This is a genomic window from Streptomyces sp. NPDC048288, assembly GCF_043201555.1.
GTDB lineage: Bacteria > Actinomycetota > Actinomycetes > Streptomycetales > Streptomycetaceae > Streptomyces.
Window position 1 is genome coordinate 324,844 of sequence record NZ_JBICZD010000006.1, and the last position, 20,951, is coordinate 345,794.

Here is a 20,951-nt window from a genome sequence, read left to right on the forward strand (position 1 = left end):
CCACGAAGCGGAAACAGTTTTCCGCTGACACTCGTACGGAAGGTCCACGATGTCGAAGCGCGTGCTCACGACCGAGTCCGGCGCCCCCGTCGCCGACAACCAGAACTCAGCCTCCGCCGGCCTCGGCGGCCCGCTCCTCCTCCAGGACCAGCACCTCCTGGAGAAGCTGGCGCGCTTCAACCGCGAGCGCATCCCGGAGCGAGTGGTGCACGCCCGCGGCTCCGGCGCCTACGGCCACTTCGAGGTGACCGACGACATCACCGGGTTCACGTACGCCGACTTCCTGAGCGAGGTCGGCAAGCGCACCGAGGTGTTCCTGCGCTTCTCGACCGTGGCCGACTCCCTCGGCGGCGCCGACGCCGTCCGCGACCCGCGCGGCTTCGCCGTCAAGTTCTATACCGAGGAGGGCAATTACGACCTCGTCGGCAACAACACCCCGGTGTTCTTCATCAAGGACCCGCTGAAGTTCCCGGACTTCATCCACTCGCAGAAGCGCGACCCCTTCACGGGCCGTCAGGAGCCGGACAACGTCTGGGACTTCTGGGCGCACGCCCCCGAGGCCACGCACCAGGTGACCTGGCTGATGGGCGACCGGGGCGTCCCGGCGTCGTACCGCCACATGAACGGCTACGGCTCGCACACCTACCAGTGGACGAACGCCGAGGGCGCGGCCTTCTTCGTCAAGTACCACTTCAAGACCAACCAGGGCATCCGCTGCCTGAGCGCCGGGCAGGCCGCCGAACAGGCCGGCCAGGACCCGAACTCGCACCAGACGGACCTGCTCCAGGCCATCGAGCGGGGCGTGCACCCGTCCTGGACGCTGTATGTGCAGCTGATGCCGGCGGCCGAGGCGGCCGACTACCGGTTCAACCCGTTCGACCTGACCAAGGTCTGGCCGCACCGCGACTTCCCGCTCCGGCGGGTGGGCCGGCTGGTCCTGGACCGCAACCCGGACAACGTCTTCGCCGAGGTCGAGCAGGCCGCGTTCGCCCCGAACAACTTCGTGCCGGGCATCGGCCCCTCCCCCGACAAGATGCTCCAGGGCCGCTTGTTCGCCTACGCGGACGCCCAGCGCTACCGCCTGGGCGTCAACCACACCCTGCTGGCGGTGAACGCCCCGAAGGCGACGACGGCGCGGAACTACGGCCGGGACGGCTTCATGGCGGCCAACCCCCAGGGCCGCGCGGCAAAGAACTACGAGCCGAACTCCTACGACGGGCCGGTCGAGACCGGCCGCCCGCTGTCGGCCCCGCTCGCGGTGAACGGCCACACCGGCACCCACGAGGCGCCCCTCCACACCAAGGACGACGACTTCTTCCAGGCCGGCGAGCTGTACCGGCTGATGTCCGGGGACGAGAAGTCCCGGCTGGTCGCCAACCTCGCCGGCAGTCTCGCGCGGGTCTCCCGCGACGACGTGATCGAGAAGAACCTGGCCCACTTCCACGCCGCCGACCCGGAGTACGGCAGGCGCGTGGCGGAGGCGGTCCGCGCCCTGCGCGAGGACTGACACAGACGGCCCGCGCACAGCCGGACGGCCCGGATGAGGGGTGGCCGGCCGGAGGTGCGCGGGCGTGGCACGGACCGCGGCGGCGTGCGAGCCAGTGCGGTGGTGAAGGAACCGAGCGCCCGTCCCGACCAGCGGGAAGGACGCCGGACTCCGTCGCACCCGCCGCGGTCCCAGCCGACCCCCGACCCCGTCCGGCGGCGCGAACGACCTGGCACACCCAGCCTCGCGCCGTCGGACGGCCATGCTCCCGACGCTCCCCGCACCGGATCCGCTCCGGACGGGGAGCGTTCGGCGTTGCCCGCGGCCGGCAACGCCTCCGGCGTGCGCGTCCGCCCGTCCCGCAGGACGCTGAAGGCATGACAGCGCACCCACCGACCGAGTTCCCGCACATCGTCGTGCACGCTCCCGCCCTGGACGGCTCCCGACGGGTCACCGAGGGGGACGTGACGCTGGGGATCGCCTCGCATCTGGACGACGTGGTCGAGATCCTGCGGATGGCCGATCTGGACCGGATCGAGGTCGAGGAGAGCGACCTCATCGAATGGCAGGGCGGCGGCCCGGACGACTGGCCGGGGCTGACCGAGCATCCCGAAAGCTGATGAACCGGGGTGAAGGGGGTGGCGAATCCTCAAGAAATGCTCTGAACGTTGTTCAGGATGCTTCAACCGCCCCGGTCAGGGGGCATATTCACGGCACACGGTGCCCGCCGGCACGGGGGCGGCGGGCACCGTGTCACCGACAACGCGGCAGCGGGCGGCCCGTCCCCCCGGACGGACCGCCCGCTCTCGTGCGCGTCGGCTCAGACCTTCAGCGTCCTGATCGAGGTCGGGGCGTGCCCCGGCTCGGTCGCGATCTCCTCGAACTCCACCACGTTGGAGATGTCGTTGGTGGTCGACATGGAGATGTTGGTGACTCGCTCCAGGATCGCCTCCACGACGACCGGCACCCGGTGCTCGGCGGCCAGCTTCTTGGCCTGCTCGAAGGCCGCGCCCAGCTCCGCCGGGTCGGTCACCCGGATCGCCTTGCAGCCCAGTCCCTCGGCGACCTTGACGTGGTCGACGCCGTAGACGCCCAGTTCTGGCGAGTTGATGTTCTCGAACTCCAGCTTGACCTGGAAGTCGATGTCGAAGGCCCGCTGCGCCTGCCGGATCAGGCCCAGGTAGGCGTTGTTGACCAGCACATGGACGTACGGGATCTTGTGCTGCGCGCCGACCGCCAGCTCCTCCAGCATGAACTGGAAGTCGTAGTCGCCGGAGAGCGCGACCACGGACGCCTCCGGGTCGGCCTTCGCCACGCCCAGCGCGGCCGGGACCGTCCAGCCGAGGGGGCCCGCCTGACCGCAGTTGATCCAGTGCCGCGGCCTGAAGACGTGCAGCATCTGGGCGCCGGCGATCTGCGAGAGGCCGATCGTGGAGACGTACCGGGTCTCCGGGCCGAAGGCCTTGTTCATCTCCTCGTAGACGCGCTGCGGCTTGATCGGGATGTCGTCGAAGTGCGTACGGCGCTGCAGCGTCGCCTTCTTCTCCTGCGCCGCGGCCGCCCACCGCGAGCGGTCCGGGAGACCGCCCGACGCCTTCGACTCCCGCGCCACCTCGACGAAGAGCTCCAGGGCGGCCTTCGCGTCCGACGCGATGCCGTAGTCCGGGGCGAAGATCTTGCCGATCTGGGTCGGCTCGATGTCGACGTGGACGAACGTCCGGCCCGCGGTGTAGACGTCCAGCCGGCCGGTGTGGCGGTTGGCCCAGCGGTTGCCGATGCCGAGGACGAAGTCGGACTCCAGGAAGGTCGCGTTGCCGTAGCGGTGCGAGGTCTGCAGGCCCACCATGCCGGCGTTCAGCTCGTGGTCGTCGGGGAGGACGCCCCAGCCCATCAGGGTCGGGACGACCGGAATGCCGGTCAACTCGGCGAACTCGACGAGGAGTTCGGCGGCGTCCGCGTTGATGACACCGCCGCCCGCGACGATCAGCGGGCGCTCGGACGCGTTCAGCATCCCGATCGCCTTCTCGATCTGGGCGCGGGTCGCGGCCGGCTTGTAGACGGGCAGCGGCGCGTACGTCTCCGGGTCGAACTCGATCTCGGTGAGCTGCACGTCGATCGGCAGGTCGATCAGGACCGGGCCCGGACGGCCGGACCGCATCAGGTGGAAGGCCTGCTGGAAGACGCCCGGGACCTGGGCCGCCTCCAGCACGGTGACCGCCATCTTGGTCACCGGCTTGGCGATCGAGGCGATGTCGACGGCCTGGAAGTCCTCCTTGTGGATCACCGCGGTCGGCGCCTGGCCGGTGACGCAGAGGATCGGGACGGAGTCACCGGTCGCCGAGTACAGGCCGGTGATCATGTCGGTGCCGGCCGGGCCCGAGGTGCCGATGCAGACGCCGATGTTGCCCGGGCGCGTACGGGTGTAGCCCTCCGCCATGTGCGAGGCGCCCTCCACATGGCGGGCGAGGGTGTGGTGGATGCCGCCGGAGGCCTTGAGCGCCGCGTAGAAGGGGTTGATCGCCGCGCCGGGCACACCGAACGCGTCGGTGACGCCCTCGCGCTTGAGGATCTCAACTGCCGCGCGGGCAGCGGTCATACGAGCCATCGAGAACTCCTGCTTTCGGCTGTCGGATGCCTGCTCCCGTCGCGCCCCGCGGTGAGCATCGCTTCGCGTTCTTTCCGCGTTAATTCCACATTGCGGAAACTAACTTCTACTATCTGAAATCAATGTAGGTGTGGGGGCGAACGTCGTCAAGGGACGGACAACCGGGCCCCGACAGGAGCACCATGGGACGGCTGAACCGACGCGACGCCCGAGGTGGCCATGTCCGAGAGCGTGCCGGTGCGCTGTCCGGCCTGTCGGCGCGAGCACGTCTACACCGCGCCCTCGTACCCCTGCGCCTGTGGCGCCCCGGTGACCCCGTGCCTCGACGGCAAGGCCGAGCCGACGCCGGTGGCGCACCGCGCCTGGGACGAGGACTGGGTGACGGTGAGCTGCGGTTCCTGCGGCCGCCGGGACCAGTGGCCGCGGCCGGAGCTGGGCTGCCCGTGCGGGGCGGTGCTGCGTGTCCCGGTCGCCGGCACCGCGTCCGCGCCGGCGCCGGCTCCCGAGCCGCGGCCCGCGTTCCATCCCGTGACGATCCGTACCGCCCGGGACGCGGTCACCGCGGCCGCGCTCTATCTGCGCTGGCTGGGCTACCGGGACATCCGCCGCGCCGACCAGCGGCCGCCGTCCGGCATCGGGCTGGCCGCGCGCGGGCTGGTCGCCCACGTGGACCCGACCGTACGGCCGGCGTCACGGCGGGACGTGGAGTGCCTGTGGCTGACGGCGATGACGGAGGACTCGGGGTGCGTCTACTTCTCCCTCGCGGGGTACGCCGAGGACGCGCGTGAGGGGGCGGACGCGCTGGGGGTGCCGTTGTTCGTGCTGGACCTCACGGGGACGCCGCAGCCGGTGAACGGGGTTGCCGATGAGCTAGGGGCGAGGGGCGCGTGATCGTGTGCGCGCCGGTGGGGGCTGAGCGCGCCCACGGGCGGTAGCCGCACATCGAAAACAGCCCCGCGCACCGGATCACCGGCGAACTCGGCACGAGAGGCGCGTGATCGACTGCCGGCCGGTGGGGGCTTGTCGCGCCCACGCGGCGGTAGCCGCAAATCGAATGCAGCCCCGCGCCCCTGACGGGGCGCTGTGCCCTACGGGGCGCCGTACTGCTCCCTCAGTTCGATCTTCCGGACCTTCCCCGACACCGTCATCGGGAAGTCCTCCAGGATCTGGATGCGGCTCGGCACCTTGTAGTGGGCGAGCCGTCCCTCGCAGAACGCGCGGAGTTCGTCCAGGGTGGGCGGGTCGGCGGGGTCGAGGGGGATGACGCAGGCGAGGACCTCCTCGCCGTACCGCTCGTGCGGGACGCCGACGACCTGGACGTCCCGGATCCTGGGGTGGGCGTAGAGGAACTCCTCGATCTCGCGGGGGTAGATGTTCTCGCCGCCCCGGATGATCATGTCCTTGATCCGGCCGACGATCTCGACGTACCCGTCCTCGCGCATCAGCGCCAGGTCGCCGGTGTGCATCCAGCGGCCGGGGTCGACGGCCTCCGCGGTCTTCTCGGGCTCGTTCCAGTAGCCGAGCATCACGCTGTAGCCGCGGGTGCACAACTCGCCCGCGATTCCGCGCGGTCGGGTGACGCCGGTGGCCGGGTCGACGACCTTGACCTCCAGGTGCGGCAGCACCCGGCCGACCGTGCCGGTGCGGTGCTCCAGGTCGTCGTCGATCCGGGTCTGGAGGGAGACCGGGCTCGTCTCCGTCATGCCGTAGCAGATGGAGACCTCCGCCATGTGCATCTCGGCGACCACCCGCTTCATCACCTCGACCGGGCAGGGCGAGCCCGCCATGATGCCGGTGCGCAGCGAGGAGAGGTCGTACGACGCGAAGTCGGCGAGGTTCAGCTCCGCGATGAACATGGTCGGGACGCCGTAGAGCGAGGTGCAGCGCTCCTGCTGGACGGCCTCCAGGGTGGCCTTCGGGTCGAAGGACGGGGCCGGGATGACCATGCAGGCGCCGTGCGAGGTGGCCGCCAGGTTTCCCATGACCATGCCGAAGCAGTGGTAGAAGGGCACCGGGACGCAGATCCGGTCCTGCTCGGTGTAGGAGATCAACTCTCCGACGAAGTACCCGTTGTTGAGGATGTTGTGGTGGGAGAGCGTGGCCCCCTTCGGGAAGCCGGTGGTCCCCGAGGTGTACTGGATGTTGATGGGGTCGTCGCAGGACAGCGGCTCGTACGACACCTCGGCGGCGGCCCGCTCGAGGAGCGACTCCCAGCCGGGGTCGCCGATGTACACGACCTCGCGCAACTCCGGGCAGCCGCCCCGGACTTCCTCCACCATCGCCCGGTAGTCGCTGGTCTTGTGCCGGAGCGAGGCGAACAGCAGTGAGACTCCGGCCTGTTCGAGGACGTACTGGACCTCGTGGGTCCGGTAGGCCGGGTTGATGTTGACCATGATCGCGCCGATCCGGGCGGTGGCGTACTGCACCAGCACCCACTCGGCGCAGTTCACCGCCCAGATGCCCACCCGGTCGCCCTTGGCGACCCCGCTCGCGAGCAGGGCCCGCGCCAGCCGGTCCACGTCCGCGCCGAACCGGGCGTAGGTCCAGCGCCGTCCCGTCGGCACGTCGACCAGTGCCTCGCGGTCGGGCCAGGCGGCGACGGCCCGGTCCAGGTTGGCGCCGATCGTGTCGCCGAGCAGCGCGGTGCCGCTCGTGCCGTGCGTGTACGACGACTCGGACGGTTCGGGGCTCATCGGAAGTCCTCCTCGCGGTACTCGTGGGCCGAGCCCGCGGCCGTGGCCTCGCGCAGCTCGATCCGCCGGATCTTGCCGGAGACGGTCTTCGGCAGCGGGGCGAACTCCAGCCGCCGGACGCGCTTGTAGGGCGCGAGGACCTGCCGGGAGTGCTCGAAGAGCACCTTCGCGGTGTCCGGTCCCGGCTCCCAGCCCGCCGTCAGCACGATGTACGCCTTCGGGACGGCGAGGCGCAGTTCGTCCGGCGCCGGGACGACGGCCGCCTCGGCCACCGCCTCGTGCTCCAGCAGCGCGCTCTCCAGCTCGAACGGGCTGATCTTGTAGTCGGAGGCCTTGAACACGTCGTCCGCGCGGCCCACGTACGTGATGTAGCCGTCCTCGTCCCGCGCCCCGATGTCACCGGTGCGGTAGTAGCCGCCGGCCATCGCCTCCGCCGTACGGTCCGCGTCGCCGTGGTAGCCGGTCATCAGGCCCACCGGCCGCGCCGACAGGTCCAGGGCGATCTCGCCCTCCGCCGCCCCCGGCGCGCCCGACACCGGGTCCAGCAGCTCCACCCGGTAGCCGGGGCTCGGACGGCCCATCGACCCCGTCTTCAGCGGCTGCCCGGGGCTGTTGGAGACCTGTACCGCCGTCTCCGTCTGCCCGAACCCGTCCCGGATGGTGACGCCCCAGGCCCGCCGGACCTGCTCGATCACCTCGGGGTTCAGCGGCTCCCCGGCCGCCACCACCTCGCGCGGCGGGGTCCGCAACTGCGTGAGATCGGCCTGGATCAGCATCCGCCACACCGTCGGCGGGGCGCAGAAGGAGGTCACCCCGTGCCGGTCCATCTCGGCCATCAGCCGGCCCGCGTCGAACCGGCCGTAGTTGTGGATGAAGACCGTCGCCTCCGCGTTCCACGGCGCGAACAGGTTCGACCAGGCGTGCTTCGCCCAGCCCGGCGAGGAGATGTTCAGGTGCACGTCGCCCGGCTTCAGGCCGATCCAGTACAGGGTGGCCAGATGCCCGATCGGGTACGAGGTGTGGGTGTGCTCGACGAGCTTGGGGTGGGCGGTGGTGCCCGAGGTGAAGTAGAGCATCAGCGGGTCGTCGGCCAGGGTGGGTCCGTCGGGCACGAAGCCGGCCGGGGCGGTGTACGCGTCCTCGTACGGCTGCCAGCCCGCCACCGGGAGACCGCCCACCGTGATCCGGGTGTACGGCCCCGGCACCTCGGCGAACTTGGCCGCGTCCTCGGCCCGTACGATCACGTGCCTCACCCGGCCCCGGTCGACGCGGTCCCGCAGGTCGGCGGGGCCGAGCAGCGGGGTCGCCGGGATGACCACCGCGCGGAGCTTCATCGCGGCCAGCGCGGTCTCCCACAGCTCGGCCTGGTTGCCGAGCATGACCAGGATGCGGTCCTCGGGCTCGACGCCTCGCGCGCGCAAGTGGTTGGCGACCCGGTCGGAGCGCTCCGAGAGCTCGGCGAAGGACAGCTTCGTCTCGGCGCCGTCCTCCTCCACGATGTGCAGGGCGGTGCGGTCGTTGCCCTCGGCGATGACGTCGAACCAGTCCAGCGCCCAGTTGAAGTGGCCGGGACGCGGCCAGACGAAACCCTCGTACGCGGTGGCATAGTCGGCACGGTGTTCCAGCAGGAAGTCCCGGGCCCTGCGGAACTCCTCCGTCGCACTCGTCATACGCGTCTCCTTCAGTACCGGACCATTGCCGGGCGGCTCTCTGGCATCGTGTAATCCGTGATGCAGGTCTCACTACCCCCGAACGGGGGTGTGGACAGCACAGGCCGGGGTCGAAGGGGTCGAAGGGGCGAGACAGGTGGCAGCAGAGGTCGCGGGGGCGGTGGAGATACGCGGTGCGCTGGCCAGACTCCGGCGCGCCACCGGGCTCCCGATCGCCTTCGGCGGGCTGGTCGAGGCGGGCCGGACCCGGGTGCGGATCAGTGAACTGACCGGCACCAACACGGCCGCGCTGCGCTCCCTCGCGGTCACCTCCGGGAACGGCCTGGGCGGCAAGGCGGTCGCGCTGGCCCGCCCGTGCGCGGTCACCGACTACTCCGTCTCCCGGCAGATCAGCCACGAGTACGACATCCCGGTGGCCGCCGAGGGCATCCGCTCGGTGCTCGCGGTGCCCGTGGTGGTACGCCGCCGGGTGCGGGGCGTGCTCTACGGCGCGCTGCGCTCCGCCCAGCCGCTGGGCGACCGCACGCTGGGCGCGGCGGTGGCGGCGGCCCGGGACGTGGAGCAGGCGCTGGTCGTGCAGGACGAGGCCAGGGGGCTGCTGTCGGCGGCCCGGCCGGAACCGGCCGTCGTACCGGATCCCGGGGCGGCCTGGGAGCAGGTGCGGGAGGCGCACGCGGCGCTGCGGGCGCTGGCGCCGCGGATCGGCGACCCCGGGCTGCGGGCCGAACTGCTCGCCGCCTGCGGGCTGCTGACCGCTCCGGCACCAGTGGCCGAGGCGGCACTGGCGCCCCGGGAGCTGGATGTGCTGGCGTGGGTGGCGGCCGGTGCGACCAACGCGGCGGTGGCCGAACGGCTGGGGCTGCGGCCCGAGACGGTCAAGGGCTATCTGCGCTCGGCGATGCGGAAGCTGGGCGCGCACACCCGGGGGGAGGCGGTGTCGGCGGCTCGTCGGACGGGGTTGTTGCCGTAGCGGAGGGGACCCATTCCATTCATGCGGACGCGCTTTGAATTTCCAGCTGCCGACGCGCTGTTATTTCCCTCACCACGCCATCCGGCCGAATTCCTGGCTCCGTTGCCTAGAATTTGGCCCGGACACGACACACGAGGGGAGCGGTGACCGTGCGACGGGACTTCCAGGAGCCTGCCAGATGCCGCCCCGACCTGGTCATCGGCCGGGCGGAACTGTTCACGACCGCCCGGGAGCAACTCGCCTCGGGGGGCAGCGTCCTCCTGCACGGGCCCGCCGGAATAGGAAAATCGACGGTCCTGCGGGCGCTGGAGACGGAATACTCCGGCGCCGCCCGCACGGTCCTGCGCTGCTCGGCCACCGAGTCCGAATCGCACCTGCCCTTCCTCGCGCTCGCCGACCTCTTCGGGCTGGTCCTCGACGAGATCGCGCCCCGGCTGCCCGGCGCCCAGCGCACCGCCCTGGAGTCGGCGCTCACCGGCCGCGGCGAGTCCACCCTCCAGCGCGACGGCCTCGCCCTGCGCCTCGCGGTGCTCTCCGCGCTGCGCGCCCTGGCCGCCGAGGGCCCCGTACTGATCGTCGCCGACGACCTCCAGTGGCTGGATCCGGCCAGCGCCGAGCTGCTGGGCTTCGCCGCCCGCCGGCTCGGCGGCACCCCCGTCCAACTGCTGTGCGCGGTCCGCACGGAGGGCCAGGAGTACGACCGCCACCTACGCGCGTCGCCCCCGGACACCGTCGCCGTCCGCCTCGGCCCGCTCACCCGCAGACAGGTCTCCGAACTCCTCGACCACCGCGGCCACACCGGCCTGACCCGGGCCGCGGTCCGGGAGATCCACCGCACCAGCGGCGGCAACCCGCTGTTCGCCCTGGAACTCGGCCGCGCCCTCGCCGAGAACCCGACCCCGCCCCGCCCGGGAGAGCCGCTGCCGGTGCCGACCTCGCTGCGCGCCCTGGTGCTCAGCCGCCTCGACATGCTCTCCGTGGAGGCCCGCCGCACCCTCCTGGTGGCCAGCGCCGGCGCCCGACCCACCCAGGCGCTGCTGCACGCGGCCGGCCGGGAGAACGCCGAGGCCGAGTGCGCCCAGGCGGCCGAACTCGGGCTGCTGGCCACCGAGCCGGAGGGTCCCGCCGTACGCTTCGCGCATCCCCTGATCTCCGCCGCGCTGTACGCCGAGGCGCCCGCCCAGGAGCGCCGGGCCGCGCACGCGGCGCTGTCGACGGCCGCCTCCGACCCGATCGAGCGGGCCCGGCATCTGGCCCTGGCCACCACCGGCACCGACCCCGAGGTGGCCGCGCAGCTGGCGGAGGCCGCGACCGAGGCCCGGGACCGGGGCGCGCCCTCGGTGGCCGCGCAGATCGGGCTGCTCGCCGCCCGGCACACCCCCGTCGACAACGTGCCAGGGCCGGACGAGCGGCGGCTGCGGGCCGCCGAGGACGCGACCAGCGCGGGCGAGGTCGACCTCGCCCAGGACATCGCCCGCGAGGTGCTCACCCACGCCACCCGTCCGGCGGACCGGGTGCGGGCCTGGATCCTCGTCATCGACTCCGCCGGCCACACCATGACCGAGGTCGACGCGGCGTTCCCGCACGCCCTCGCCGACGCCGGCGACGACCCTCGGCTGCTCGGCCTGGTCCACTACCAGCTGGCCTGGCGGGCGCTGATCGTCGGCGGCGACTTCACCGAGGCCCGGCAGGCGGCCGCGCACTCCGCCGACCTCGCGGCCCAGGGCGGCGACCGGCGCACCGAACTCCTCGCGCTGTCCCTGCAGGCCCAGGTCGAGACCCTGATGGGCCATCCGGCGGCGCCCGCCACCATCAAGCGCGCGCTGAAGGAGCCGCAGGACCCGACCGTGTCCTGTCATCACAACGGGGCCGGCAGCGCCCGGTTCCGCTGGCTGGTGATGGGCGACCAGCTGGCCGACGCCCGGACCACGGTCACCGCGCTGCTGCGCGAGGTGCGCCGGCGCGGCCAGGTGGAGTCCGAGGTGCACTTCCTGCGTGGGCTCGCCGAGACCGAGCTGCGTTCCGGGCACTGCGGCCGCGCCCTCGACCTGGCCCGCGAGGGCCTGCGCCTGGCCCACGACTCCGGGATCGGCGAGACCGCCTCCGCGATGCTCACCTCACTGGCCGAGGCCTCCGGCGGCGATGTGGACCGGGGCCTGGCCCTCGCCCGGGAGGCCGTGGAACACGCCGAGCAGGACGGCGACACCGTCTACCTCTCCCGCGCCCTGGGCGCCCTCGGATACGCCCAGTTGGTGGCCGGCGACCCGGCGGGCACCGTCCGTTCGCTGCGCCGGGTGCGGGAGCTGGAGCAGAGCCTCGGCATCACCGACCCGGCCCGCGGCCGCTGGCAGGGCGACCTCGCCGAAGCACTCGTCCGGGTGGGTGAACCGGCCGAGGCGCGGGACGTCATCGACGTCACCCGGGAGCACGCGCTCCGGCTCGGCCGGGAGAGTGTGCTCGCCGCCCTCGACCGGGCCGAGGCGCTGGTCCGGGCGGCGCACGGGGACCACGAGGCGGCCGCCGCCCAGCTGACCTCGGCTCAGGACCGGTTCGCCAAACTGGGCTACGGTCTGGAGGAGGCGCGGGCCGCGTTCGCCCTGGCCTCGCTGGGCGACCGGCGCTCCCCCACAGCCTTCGACGAGGCCACCCGGCTGTTCCGGCGGTGCCGGGCGCTGCCCTGGCTCCGCCAGGTGGACGAAGCCGTCTCGGCCCCCGAGCCGCAGGTGGAGACGCCGGCCGAACCGGCCGCCCTGGACGGGCTGGCCGCGATGGAGCGTCAGGTCGCCGCGCTGGTCATGGAGGGCGCCACCAACCGGGAGATCGCCGCCCGGCTGTTCATCAGCGTCAAGACGGTGGAGGCGACGCTGACCCGGGTGTACCGCAAACTGGGCATCCGATCGCGCGTCGACATAGTCCGTTTGGCGGCGGGGCGACGCGCGAAGTGAGAGCGCTCCCGGTTAACTGAGGCGGACCGAGGGTTTTCCCTCCCCCATCCCCCTAGGGGGTTCCCTCATTGGGAGGGTGGGGTTCCGGGTCCTAGCTTATGGATGTGCCGCTCGCCCGGGCATACGGGGGTCGGTCCCGCGACCCCCGTGCTGCACCCCCCACACCCGCGCGACCCCCACCGGCAACCCCCACTGAGGAGACTCATGTTCGGGCCAAACCGCGCAAGAAAGGCCGCCGCCACCCTCGTGGCGACGGTCGCCGCCGCAGCGACCGCGCTGATCGCGTCCCCCACCGCGTCAGCCGCCCCCCAGCCGATCGTCGGCGGCACCACGACCACCACGACCGCGTACCCGTTCATGATGCAGATCACGGACGCGTCGGGCAGCCAGTTCTGCGGCGGCACCCTGGTGTCGGCGACGAAGGTGGTGACCGCCGCGCACTGTATGGAGGGCGAGTCCACCAGCAGCGTCCGCGTGGTCGGTGGCCGGACCTATCTCAACGGCACCAACGGCACGGTCAGCCGGGTCAGCAAGATCTGGATCAACCCGGACTACACGGACGCCACCAACGGCGACGACGTGGCCGTCCTGACCCTGTCGACGTCGATGTCGTACACCCCGGCGTCGTACGTCTCCGCCTCGGACACGAGCGTGTACTCGGCCGGCACCACGGCCCGCATCCTCGGCTGGGGCACCACCTCGGAGAACGGCAGCTCCTCCAACCAGCTGCGGACCGCGACCGTCCCGATCGTGTCCGACTCCAGCTGCAAGAGCTCCTACGGTTCCGACTTCGTCGCGACCGACATGGTTTGCGCCGGATACACATCCGGCGGCGTAGACACCTGCCAGGGCGACAGCGGCGGTCCCCTGCTCATCGGGGGCGTCCTGGCAGGGATCACTTCCTGGGGAGAGGGGTGCGCGGAGGCCGGTTACCCGGGTGTCTACACCCGGCTGACCACCTTCTCGAACCTGGTGACCACGCAGGTCAACTCCTAACCCTCCCCAGCGGAACTCCTGAGTATCCCTCAGGTGAGTGACCAGGGGGCGTTGCGGGCTACCACGAGCAGCCCGCAGCGCCCCCTATCCATGCATCCGCCCACTTGTCCTACTTGTCGGCGGTGAGCGTCCCTGCGGCCCCCCAGCTCTCCGCCGGCACCTCGTGGATCCACACCTGCACGGTCTCGGCCGGAATCCGGTACGCGTCGACGAACGCGTCGGTGACCCGCCGGACGAGGTCCCGCTTGAGCTCCGTGTCGCGGGGACCCTGCTGGATGGTGACGATCGGCATCGCTGAACTCCTCCGAGTGCGCTTCCTGTTCGATGCCCCCAGTCCACCGCGCGCACCGCCCCCGACCAAGAAGCAGTTCCCGATTGCCGCGATCAGCTTTCGTGATCAATGCTGGTCACAGGCGTTCGCGATCGGCTTCCGCGATCAGCCTTGGCACCCAGCCTCCCCGACCGGCCTCCCCGACCGGCCTCCGCGCCCGGCCTCCGCACCCAGCCTTCATGCCGCCCGGCCTCCGCGCCCGGCCCCGCGACCGGCCTCCGCACCCAGCCTTCATGCCCGGCCCCCGCGACCGGCCCCCGCGACCGGCCTCCGCGCCCAGCCTTCATGCTCGGCCTCCGCGCTCGGCCTCCGCGCCCAGCCTTCATGCCGCCCGGCCTCCGCACTCGGCCCCCGCGACCGGCCTCCGCGACCGGCCTCCGGTGTCAGCCTTCGTGATCGCCGCAGGCCAGCAGCAGGGTGTCCAGGTGTGGGGGTGGGGTGGTCGCGGAGGTGGCGAGGCCGGTGGTGAGGGCCAGGCCTGGGGGGCGGAACGGCACGAAGGCCACCTTCGGGGTGTGCAGCACGCGTGCGTGGGACGCGTACACGACCGTCCACAGCGGGCGGGTGCCGATGCTGGCGAGGGTGTCCTGGAGGGAGCCGGGCGAGGGTCCGGGCAGCGGCTCGAAGCCGGCTTCGCGGCAGGCGCCGACGACCAGGTCGACCAGGGCGGGGTTGGTGCGGCGCTCCGTGAGCGCGAGCGGCAGCCCGGCCAGTTCGGCGACGTCGATCTCGGCCCGGCCGGCGAGGGGGTGGGTGGCGGGCAGGGCGGCCACCAGGGGGTCGGGCCACAGCGGGTGCACCCGTACGCCGGGCGCCGGCTCGACCGCCCGGACGAACGCGGCGTCCAGCCGTCCGCCCGCGACCCGGGCCAGCCGCTCGGCGACCGGCAGCGAGTACAGCTCGACGGGCACGTCCGGCGCGTGGCGCGCGAACGCGGCCAGCACCCGGTCAAGATGCGCGCCGAGTCCCGTGCTGGTGCCGATCCGCAGCCCGGACGGCGGGGCGACGGCGGCCCGCGCCCGCTCGGCCGCCGCAAGCACCGCCCGTGCCTCGGGCAGCAGCCGCTCCCCCGCGCCGGTGAGCCGGACCCGGCGCGGCGAACGGTCGAACAGCTCGGCGCCCAGCTCCCGCTCCAGGCGCTGTATCTGCATGCTCACCGCGGACTGCACGATGTGCAGCCGGTCGGCGGCCCGTCCGAAGTGCAACTCCTCGGCGACGGCGACGAAATAGGTGAGCTGCCGCAGTTCCATGGCCCCGACTCTAGAGGCCCTGTTTGAATGTGCCCTGAACGAGCCGAGCGGGAGGAGTGGGGCCGATGGTGTCCACGGACCGGATCCTGGCCTTCGCGGCGATGTCGCTGCTGGTCATCGCGATCCCCGGCCCCAGCGTGCTGTTCGTGATCGGCCGGGCGCTGGCACACGGCCGCCGTACCGCGGTGGCCACCGCGTTCGGCAATGTCTTCGGGTCGTACCTGCTGGTGGTGGCCGTCTCGATCGGCATCGGCTCGCTGGTGGAGCGGTCCGTGACGGTGTATCTGACGGTGAAGCTGCTGGGCGCGGCCTATCTGGTCTACCTGGGCGTCCAGGCCTTCCGGCACCGCAAGGAACTCAAGGCCTCGGCCATCCGGCGGCCCCCGGCGGGCGCACCGCGCGGCGATCTGCGCACGGTCCTGGACGGCGTCCTGGTGGGCGTCACCAACCCCAAGGGCGTGGTCTTCTTCGCCGCCGTCCTCCCCCAGTTCGTCGACCACACGGCCGGCCGGGTCCCCGCCCAGATGCTGCTGCTCGGCCTGGTCCCCATCTCCATCGGCCTGGTCACGGACACCCTGTGGGGCCTGACCGCGTCGGCGGCCCGCACCTGGTTCGCCCGCTCGGACCGCCGACTGTCCCTGGTCGGCGGCGCGGGCGGGATGGCGATGATCGGGCTGGGTGTCACGGTGGCGGTGACGGGCCGCGCGGACTGAGCCACCACACCGACCGCAGAGTCGGAGATCACCGACCGGTCGGGGCTACGACCGTCCCGAACCGGATGTCGTACGACGTGCCGGGGAACAGGGCGGCCAGCATCCGCTCCCCCTCCGCCGCCACCTCCGCCCGCCGCTCTCGGCTCAGCGGCCCGAAGGCCTCGACGGTCAGGACCTCGCCGTCCAGCTGCCACACGCCCGCCAGAAAGCCGTCGAGCAGGAGCGTGCGGTAGGCCTGGTTGCCCCGCCAGGCCCGGCCGTGGTGCTCGGGCGGGACGACGCGGGCGCGGTCGGCGTGGGAGAGCAGCAGGTTGTCGAACTCGGGGAGGAAGCGCGGCGGGGCGGGCGTGCCGGGGTCGGGACGCGGGGCTTCGGGCAGGTCGAACAGCTCCGTACCGCGCTCGTCCCGGAAGGTGAGCAGGCGGGGCCGGAGCCGTTCGAAGACCTCGCGGAGCCGGGTCAGTCCGGCCCAGGTCTGCATGTCCTTGACGGAGGCCGGCCCGAAGGCGGCGAGATAGCGCAGGACCGTCCCGTCGGGGCCGGGCGCCGGTTCGGCCGGCCGGCCCAGCCAGTGCTCGGCGGTGGTGAGGGCGACCTGCCCGGACCGGCCCCACAGGCCGCGCGGGGTGACCTGGACGAGCGGCAGCCGGCACCGCGCGGCGACGGCGAGGGACTGCGGGTCGGCGCCGGGCCACTCGGCGAGGAGGGCCTGGCGCAGCTCGGCCATGGTGCGCGGCCCGGCCTCGACGAGGTCCCGGGCGAGGGCGGCGAGCCGGTCCAGATCGACGCCGGCCAGTCCCTTGCGGAAGGCGATGAGCTCCCGGTCCCGGGCGGGCTGGACGAGCGGCCGCAGGGTGAGGGCGTCGTCGGCGGTGTGGGTGTGGATGGTCGACCGCAGGGTGACGATCCGGACCACCTCCCGGTCCGCCATGAGCGTGGCGAGCTGTTCGGGGGCGAAGCCGTCGAGACGCGCGGCGAGGGCGTAGTACGGCGGTTTCACGTTCTGCGCCTGGAGTCCGACGAGGTGCGCCACCGCCTCCTTCACCGGCCGGGCCGAGCGTCGCAGCAGCAGCTGGCGGTCGAGGGTGGCGCGGTTGAGGGCACGGGTGCCGAGGACCGGCCCGGACGGCGTCTTGGTCATACGGCGCACGCTAGCCCCCATCGAGGACAGATCCTGTCCGCTTCCCTCCTCCCCCTCCCCTCCTCCCCCTCCTTACCCGGCTCCCTCTCCGATTCCTCCGCCGGGCCCGTATGCCCCGTATATCCTGCTCCGAGACCCACCGACCACGCGGAGCACACTGTGCACGCCGACGCAGGCTCCATCGAGAGGCGACCGCGATGTCCGAGCGACGCCCCAGCCCGGCCTCCAAGCACTCCGGGAACGGCAAGAACGGCCGGAGCAGCAGAAGGTCCGTCTGGCGCCGCGCGCTGACGACGGAGCCGGACACCGCGGAGCTGCCGCAGCCGCAGTCCCCGCCGGCCGGCGACCCGGCCGAGCCGCAGAGCGTCGTGGAGGCGGCGCTGTACCGGGACGGGGTGCGCGTCTCGACGCCGGCGACCCTCGCCGAGACGTACCGCGAACTGCGCGACCAGCCCTCGGGCATGGCCTGGATCGGCCTGGCCCGTCCGACCTCGGACGAACTCCTCTCCCTGGCCTCCGAGTTCGGCCTGCACCCGCTCGCCGTCGAGGACGCGATGGAGGCCCACCAGCGCCCGAAGCTGGAACGCTACGGCGACACGCTCTTCGTCGTCCTGCGCGCCGCCCGCTACCTGGACGCACCGGAAGAGGTCGACTTCGCCGAGCTCCACGTCTTCGTGGGCCCGGACTTCGTGATCACGGTCCGGCACGGCGCGGCCCCCGACCTCTCGGCGGTCCGCCGCCGCATGGAGGACTCCCCCGACCTCCTCAAACTCGGCCCCGAAGCGGTCCTCTACGCCATACTCGACGCGGTCGTGGACGGCTACGCCCCGGTCGTCTCCGGCGTCCAGAACGACATCGACGAGATCGAGACGGAAGTCTTCCGCGGTGACCCGGAGGTCTCCCGCCGTATCTACGAACTCTCCCGCGAAATGGTCGAGTTCCAGCGCGCCACCCGCCCCCTCGTCGGCATGCTGCACGGCCTCATGGCCGGCTTCACCAAGTACGAGACCGACGAGGAACTCCAGCGCTACCTCCGCGACGTCGCCGACCACGTCACCCACATCAGCGAACGCGTCGACGGCTTCCGCCAGGCCCTCACCGAAATCCTCACCGTCAACGCGACCCTGGTCACCCAGCAACAGAACGCCGAGATGCGCGCGTTGGCAGAGGCCGGCTTCGAACAGAACGAGGAGATCAAGAAGATCTCCAGCTGGGCCGCGATTCTCTTTGCCCCCACGCTCGTCGGCACCATCTACGGCATGAACTTCTCCCACATGCCCGAGCTGCACTGGGGGTTCGGATACCCCTTCGCAATCGGCCTGATGGGGGTTGTATGTGCCAGTTTGTATGTGATTTTCAAGCGGCGGGACTGGCTCTAGGGTCGAGCACTCACCCATCCGGAGTCGGGGGAGAACCGAATGGGGTTCCCCTCCTTCCGCCTGGCGCAACGAACCCGCCTTGCCTCCCTGTTCGCCAGTGCCTGCCGAGCCGACTGCCCCTGCGGCCCGTCACAGCCAGTGACACCCATGCGTGACCTCGGCGCCCGCGTCGTGAGACGGATCACGACCACAGGCCACGACCGGTCCGAGAATCGCCGCGCACTCCGCATGATGCGTCATCGAAAACAACGTCGCACGCAGCGCGAGGTGAAGGAACTCCAGGGCAGATAGCAAAGGCGAAGGGCGGTGACCGGGCGTCCGGCTCCCTCCTCGTCGCCGAAGCCCTCCAGGCCGGATGGCGTCCCGCATCGTGGTCCAACCGATCAAGGCGCCGGATTCCGCCACGGACGTCGCCATGGGCCTCGAACCGGAACGCGTAACGCTTGATCCCCGCTCGCCTGTTCCGCCCGCAGGTCGTCACCGCCTGAGACACTGCCGTCCGACCCCAGGCGCGTCTTCCGTTCATACTCCACGGCCGAGATCGGCCGCCTGGTCACCGCACCAGCAGCCTGGAGTCCCCCGCCCCACTCTTGCCGTCAGCGACACCATCCGCTGCCGAATCAGAGGCGCCGACGAGTGAGCTGCCCCTCACAGCAGGGCACAGGCAAGGCGGATGTACCGGAAGCCCCTGCGTTAACGCCCACTCACAGGCCACTTGACGATCTGCTGCTCGAAGCTGCCGTTGCGGTCACGCGGCACCGCGATCTTCACCGAACCGACGTCGGTCACCACGGTCTTGACCGGGCTCCATGAGGCTGTTGCCGCTGCAGGCACCGGCCGGGTCGTGCTTCTCGGATCCGAGGTGGTCGGTCATCTCGCCTTCGAGCGGAATCCAGCACTCGTGTGGCTCTGCCGACCGAGCCTCTTCAACCGCCTCGGCAGGGACAGCCACGTCACTCATCAGGTGCTACTTCCATCGGGCGAGGTCAGCGCAGGCTGCGAGCGAACGAATGGGCTGCCCAGGTTACGGCGGCGGTGGTCAGGACGGTGATGATGACCAGTGCCTGCCAGACACTTGAGTCGCCCGGGTGACCGTTGAACAGCGCGCGGGAGGCGTCGACCGCCCACAGGAACGGATTCAGCCTGGCGACGGTGTGCAGCCATGCTGGTGCCAGGGCCATAGGCAGCAGGATTCCCGACAACAGAAGCAACGGCATCGCGAGGGTGTTCAGCAGCGGGGTGAGCGCGTCTTCGTTGCGTAGCTTGAGAGCCAGAGCGTAGGAGGCCGCCGAGAGCATCAGGGCGATCAGGGCCAGGAGCGCGTATGTGAGCAGCAGATCGCCCAGGCGAATCCGCAGTCCGAACGGCAGGGCCAGAAGAGTGATCATCGCCGACTGCAGGAGAAGCGTGAGCACCTCCCGGGCCGAGCGGCCCAGGAGCAGGGACAACGGGCTCAGGGGGGTTACCCGCATCCGTTCGAGCACGCCCGCGCGCAGGTCGGCTATCAGGCCGAAGCCCGCGAACATCGTGCCGAGCATCGCCATGTTGACCAGCAGGCCGGGCACGAACACCTGGTACGGGTTGGCGCCCTTGAGCACCGGCCTCAGCAGCGGACCGAACAGGAAGAGGAAGCAAAGGGGTTGCAGCAGTCCGACGATGAGCCATACGGGGTTGCGCAGCACGAGCGTCATCTGCCGGGAGAACACCAGCCAGGTGTCGCGGGCGAGTTTCACGAGTCCACTCCAGGGTCAGTCGACCGGGGTGTCGCGGAGCGTCCGGCCGGTCTTGGTGAGGAAGACGTCGTCGAGGCTGGGGCGATGCAGCTCGATCTTGTCGGGCGCAATGCCGGAGGCATCGAGCACGCGCAGGATCCGCGGGAGCGCGGTCGCGCCGGCGTCGACGTACAGCCGGAGCGTCTCGTCGTGCGTCTCCACCTTCCGTACGCACGGCTCGAGTTCCAGCAGCCCGGCTGCTTCGGGGGCGCCGGCGGTGAGCCCCACTGTCACGACGTCCCCCGTGATCTCCCGCTTGAGTTCGGCCGGGGTGCCCTCGGCAACGATCTCACCGTTGTCCATGATGGCGATCCGGTCGCAGAGCGTGTCGGCCTCGTCGAGGTAGTGCGTGGTGAGGAAGACGGTCATGCCCTCGTCGCGCAGGCGGCCCACCTCGTCCCACATGCGGGTGCGGCTCTGCGGGTCCAGGCCGGTGGTGGGCTCGTCGAGGAAGACCACGCGCGGTTCGTGGATCACACTGAGCGCGACGTCCAGTCGCCTGCGCTGTCCGCCCGAGTAGGTCTTGCAGGGGCGATCGGCGAACCCTTCGAGTTCGAACGCGTGGGTCGCCCGCTCCGCCCGCTCGCGCGCCTCGGCCTTGCCCACCCCGTACAGCCTGGCCTGGTAGACCAGTTCCTCGCGTGCCGACACATCACCCCAGGTGGATCCTCCCTGCGCGACGTAGCCGATGCGTCCGCGCACCTCGCCGGGGGCGCGCCGCAGGTCGGCTCCGGCGATGCGGGCCTCGCCGCCGTCGGGCTCCACCAGGGTGGTGAGCATCCGCAGCGTGGTGGTCTTGCCCGCGCCGTTGGGCCCGAGGAAGCCGAAGACCTCGCCCTCCCGGACCGTGAGATCCACGCTGCGGACCGCCTCCACGGTTCTCTTCCGGCCGCGGAACGACTTGCGCAGCCCCTTCGTCTCGATCATCACGTTCGGCTCGGGCCCCATCGGTGTGAGCGGTGTCCGGTGCCGAGTCCCGCCGTGGTGCGGGGACTCGGCA

At 71.6% G+C, this 20,951-nt stretch carries 17 protein-coding genes; 8 read left to right on the forward strand and 9 right to left on the reverse strand.

The window, feature by feature from the left end; translation table 11 throughout:
* Window positions 1–49: 49 nt before the first annotated feature.
* Together ACGFZS_RS23440 and ACGFZS_RS23445 are read left to right on the forward strand one after the other, a co-directional pair.
* Window positions 50–1,507, forward strand: a complete 1,458-nt coding sequence (locus tag ACGFZS_RS23440; RefSeq protein WP_393796765.1) for a catalase — start codon at window positions 50–52, stop codon at window positions 1,505–1,507.
* A 356-nt stretch (window positions 1,508–1,863) separates the two neighbouring features.
* Window positions 1,864–2,106, forward strand: a complete 243-nt coding sequence (locus ACGFZS_RS23445; RefSeq protein ID WP_351708138.1) for a hypothetical protein — start codon at window positions 1,864–1,866, stop codon at window positions 2,104–2,106.
* Between the two features lie 200 nt (window positions 2,107–2,306).
* On the opposite strand, the gene gcl is transcribed toward ACGFZS_RS23445, so the two are convergent.
* Window positions 2,307–4,091 (reverse strand): glyoxylate carboligase, encoded by a 1,785-nt coding sequence (gcl, locus tag ACGFZS_RS23450; RefSeq protein ID WP_393796766.1) that lies wholly within the window; start codon window positions 4,089–4,091, stop codon window positions 2,307–2,309.
* Window positions 4,092–4,310: 219 nt separating this feature from the next.
* Here gcl and ACGFZS_RS23455 point away from each other — a divergent pair, with 219 nt between their 5' ends.
* Complete coding sequence (locus ACGFZS_RS23455) at window positions 4,311–4,982, forward strand: hypothetical protein (protein WP_393796767.1); 672 nt, start codon at window positions 4,311–4,313, stop codon at window positions 4,980–4,982.
* Window positions 4,983–5,179: 197 nt separating this feature from the next.
* Here the strand turns inward: ACGFZS_RS23455 and ACGFZS_RS23460 are convergent, their stop codons facing one another.
* Both ACGFZS_RS23460 and ACGFZS_RS23465 read right to left on the reverse strand, forming a co-directional pair.
* Window positions 5,180–6,784 carry an AMP-binding protein gene (locus ACGFZS_RS23460; RefSeq protein ID WP_393796768.1) on the reverse strand — a complete coding sequence of 535 codons (1,605 nt, stop codon included), beginning with the start codon at window positions 6,782–6,784 and terminating at the stop codon, window positions 5,180–5,182.
* A complete protein-coding gene (locus ACGFZS_RS23465; RefSeq protein ID WP_393796769.1) occupies window positions 6,781–8,454 on the reverse strand; it encodes an AMP-binding protein in 1,674 nt (557 codons plus the stop codon). The genes ACGFZS_RS23460 and ACGFZS_RS23465 overlap by 4 nt, the downstream gene beginning before the upstream one ends.
* Window positions 8,455–8,590: 136 nt before the next feature.
* Here ACGFZS_RS23465 and ACGFZS_RS23470 point away from each other — a divergent pair, with 136 nt between their 5' ends.
* From ACGFZS_RS23470 to ACGFZS_RS23480, 3 genes are all read left to right on the forward strand, one after another.
* Window positions 8,591–9,424 carry a response regulator transcription factor gene (locus tag ACGFZS_RS23470; RefSeq protein WP_393796770.1) on the forward strand — a complete coding sequence of 278 codons (834 nt, stop codon included), beginning with the start codon at window positions 8,591–8,593 and terminating at the stop codon, window positions 9,422–9,424.
* A 143-nt stretch (window positions 9,425–9,567) separates the two neighbouring features.
* Window positions 9,568–12,369 (forward strand): ATP-binding protein, encoded by a 2,802-nt coding sequence (locus ACGFZS_RS23475; protein ID WP_393796771.1) that lies wholly within the window; start codon window positions 9,568–9,570, stop codon window positions 12,367–12,369.
* Window positions 12,370–12,573: 204 nt separating this feature from the next.
* Complete coding sequence (locus tag ACGFZS_RS23480; protein WP_393796772.1) at window positions 12,574–13,365, forward strand: S1 family peptidase; 792 nt, start codon at window positions 12,574–12,576, stop codon at window positions 13,363–13,365.
* 109 nt (window positions 13,366–13,474) lie between these two features.
* On the opposite strand, the gene dmpI is transcribed toward ACGFZS_RS23480, so the two are convergent.
* Window positions 13,475–13,699 carry a 4-oxalocrotonate tautomerase DmpI gene (gene dmpI / locus ACGFZS_RS23485; protein ID WP_393536241.1) on the reverse strand — a complete coding sequence of 75 codons (225 nt, stop codon included), beginning with the start codon at window positions 13,697–13,699 and terminating at the stop codon, window positions 13,475–13,477.
* A 380-nt stretch (window positions 13,700–14,079) separates the two neighbouring features.
* Window positions 14,080–14,946 (reverse strand): LysR substrate-binding domain-containing protein, encoded by an 867-nt coding sequence (locus ACGFZS_RS23490; RefSeq protein ID WP_393796773.1) that lies wholly within the window; start codon window positions 14,944–14,946, stop codon window positions 14,080–14,082.
* Between the two features lie 65 nt (window positions 14,947–15,011).
* Here ACGFZS_RS23490 and ACGFZS_RS23495 point away from each other — a divergent pair, with 65 nt between their 5' ends.
* A complete protein-coding gene (locus ACGFZS_RS23495) occupies window positions 15,012–15,659 on the forward strand; it encodes a LysE family translocator (protein WP_393796774.1) in 648 nt (215 codons plus the stop codon).
* A gap of 28 nt (window positions 15,660–15,687) precedes the next feature.
* On the opposite strand, the gene ACGFZS_RS23500 is transcribed toward ACGFZS_RS23495, so the two are convergent.
* Complete coding sequence (locus tag ACGFZS_RS23500) at window positions 15,688–16,800, reverse strand: winged helix DNA-binding domain-containing protein (protein ID WP_393796775.1); 1,113 nt, start codon at window positions 16,798–16,800, stop codon at window positions 15,688–15,690.
* A 197-nt stretch (window positions 16,801–16,997) separates the two neighbouring features.
* On the opposite strand from ACGFZS_RS23500, the gene ACGFZS_RS23505 reads away from it, so the two are divergent.
* Entirely contained in the window at window positions 16,998–18,179 is a 1,182-nt protein-coding gene (locus tag ACGFZS_RS23505; RefSeq protein WP_393796776.1) for a magnesium and cobalt transport protein CorA, read from the forward strand.
* A gap of 693 nt (window positions 18,180–18,872) precedes the next feature.
* Here ACGFZS_RS23505 and ACGFZS_RS23510 read toward each other — a convergent pair.
* The 3 genes from ACGFZS_RS23510 to ACGFZS_RS23520 all read right to left on the reverse strand — a co-directional run bounded on the left by ACGFZS_RS23510 (window position 18,873) and on the right by ACGFZS_RS23520 (window position 20,899).
* Complete coding sequence (locus ACGFZS_RS23510; RefSeq protein ID WP_393796777.1) at window positions 18,873–18,971, reverse strand: transposase; 99 nt, start codon at window positions 18,969–18,971, stop codon at window positions 18,873–18,875.
* A gap of 194 nt (window positions 18,972–19,165) precedes the next feature.
* Entirely contained in the window at window positions 19,166–19,912 is a 747-nt protein-coding gene (locus ACGFZS_RS23515) for an ABC transporter permease (RefSeq protein ID WP_393653955.1), read from the reverse strand.
* Window positions 19,913–19,927: 15 nt separating this feature from the next.
* Window positions 19,928–20,899: an ATP-binding cassette domain-containing protein gene (locus ACGFZS_RS23520; protein ID WP_393796778.1), complete on the reverse strand. Its 972-nt coding sequence runs from the start codon at window positions 20,897–20,899 to the stop codon at window positions 19,928–19,930.
* Between the last annotated feature and the right edge of the window lie 52 nt (window positions 20,900–20,951).